Below are 1,869 nucleotides of genomic sequence, written 5' to 3'. Positions count from 1 at the left end.
AAGAAAACCCAATAGAGTAATCTGTTGGGTTTTTTGTTTTTCAGTTTTTTGTACTTAAATTATTAATAAAAAAATTATATAAGTATAAACTCGTATTTATTATCTATGAGTTTTTTAAATGTTCAAAAAAAATCATTTTTATTTACATTATTAATAATAAATTTTCGTTCATTACGATTGCATTAACAAAAGCTAATACAGTTTTGTATTGCCTTTTTTGTAATTTTAGTATTTTAGAAAATGAATAATGATAGCTGAAATTGAAACCTATTTAAACCATATAAAAAATGTTTGTCCTGAATTAACCGAGACTGAACTGAAAATATTTTCCAAAAAATTAACCGTAGCTTATCTTGAAAAAGGGATGTGTTATATTTCGTCAGGTCAAACCCAAAAGCAGGGTGGCTTTTTGGTGAAAGGACTGATCCGAGCATTTCATATTGATGATTTTGGAAATGAAAAGAACATCTATTTTATACCCGAAAATGAATATTCCTTTCATTACGCATCATTTATGGATAGAAAGCCAAGTCCACTTACATTTCAATGCTTAGAACCTTCGATTATTGTTAATTTCCCAATAGAGCATCTTCATGCAGCTTATGCGCAAATACCTAAATTTGAAAAATATGGACGGCTTATTGTCGAAACAAAATTAAAAAATCAGCAGGAAAGACTTGAAAGTTTTTTATTCCAAAATGTCGAAGAGCGCTATTTGGAGTTTATAAATCAATATCCACAATTATTTAATCGGATAACTGTATCCCAACTTTGTAGTTATCTTGGTGTAGAGCGCCAAACCTTGACGAGAATTAGAAAAAAAATATCACAACAGTACTAGTTTGACACAAATGTGTCAGTATACGTTCTTCTATAATTTTCATTTTTGCCTTAAATAAAAAAAAGCAGAAATGAATAATTTATACAATTGGACGGACGTTGAAGATATTTTGAATAGAATTGAAAAACTTAATCCAAAAGCACAAAGACAATGGGGAAAAATGACCGTTAATCAAATGCTTGCCCATTTGAATATTTCTCTTGAAACTCCGTTAGGTCTTAACTTTCCTAAAAGAGCTTTTCTGGGAAGAGTAATAGGTGGAATAATAATACACAAACAACTTGCCGATAAACCATTACCTAAAAATTCACCTACAGATCTTAGCTATAAAATTTTTGATAATCCCGATTTTGAAAAGGAAAAAATTAAGACAATCGAGCTTGTGAAAACCTTTTATCAAAATGGTGCTGGCAAATGCTCTACACATCCACATTCTTTTTTCGGAAAACTAACACCAGAACAGTGGGCAGTACTTCAATGGAAACACTTCGATCATCATTTACGACAGTTTGGGGTTTAGTTTTTGATGTTCATACTAATCAGGTTGTTTTCCAAAATTTTATGAAATACTTAAAATATATTTTTTATACACTATTATTTTTTTCCTGTACCAATAAACATGAAAAACATGAAAATCAAATAAATATAAGTAAATACGAATTGAATATTCTCAAGGATACAATAGCTATTAATGATTCTATAGAAATAAAATTTTCTTCAAGTTATAATGATTATTATCTTGTAAGGAGTAATGTTTTAAATGAAATTATCAGTATTAATACTATTGATAATAGTATTGATAATAGTATTGATAGTAATAGTCTAAATATCATTTTTACGAACGATAAAGGTGAAATTTTAAACGAATATTCTATGACTAATATAGATGCAGATTTGAATAATAATTCATTAAAAAAAATAAATAATCCTTGTAGTAGAGAAAATATAATTGAGTTTGTTTTAAACAAGGATAAAGTATTAAAACTAAAGATGATTGATATAAATACGCTAAAAAATATTATTGGATC

At 27.6% G+C, this 1,869-nt stretch carries 3 protein-coding genes; all 3 read left to right on the top strand.

From position 1 onward, the window contains the following. Positions 1-247: 247 nt before the first annotated feature. Positions 248-841, top strand: a complete 594-nt coding sequence (locus ACMHJW_RS14605) for a Crp/Fnr family transcriptional regulator (RefSeq protein WP_413534136.1) — start codon at positions 248-250, stop codon at positions 839-841. Between the two features lie 70 nt (positions 842-911). Beyond that, the gene (locus ACMHJW_RS14600) at positions 912-1,361 is read left to right on the top strand and encodes a DUF1569 domain-containing protein (RefSeq protein WP_413534135.1); all 450 of its coding nucleotides are present in this window, start codon (positions 912-914) and stop codon (positions 1,359-1,361) included. A 41-nt stretch (positions 1,362-1,402) separates the two neighbouring features. Beyond that, positions 1,403-1,869 (top strand): hypothetical protein (locus ACMHJW_RS14595; protein ID WP_413534134.1); only part of this gene is annotated, 467 nt, incomplete at its 3' end.

It is taken from the genome of Empedobacter brevis (assembly GCF_965118635.1).
In the GTDB taxonomy this organism is placed as follows: domain Bacteria; phylum Bacteroidota; class Bacteroidia; order Flavobacteriales; family Weeksellaceae; genus Empedobacter; species Empedobacter brevis_A.
Note: the sequence above shows the minus strand (reverse complement) of the source record. Positions and strands in the feature narration are given on the sequence as shown.

Coding starts and splice junctions, on each gene's coding strand:
- ACMHJW_RS14605 (WP_413534136.1), top strand. CDS start 248: ATGATAGCTGAAATTGAAACCTATTTAAACCATATAAAAAATGTTTGT.
- ACMHJW_RS14600 (WP_413534135.1), top strand. CDS start 912: ATGAATAATTTATACAATTGGACGGACGTTGAAGATATTTTGAATAGA.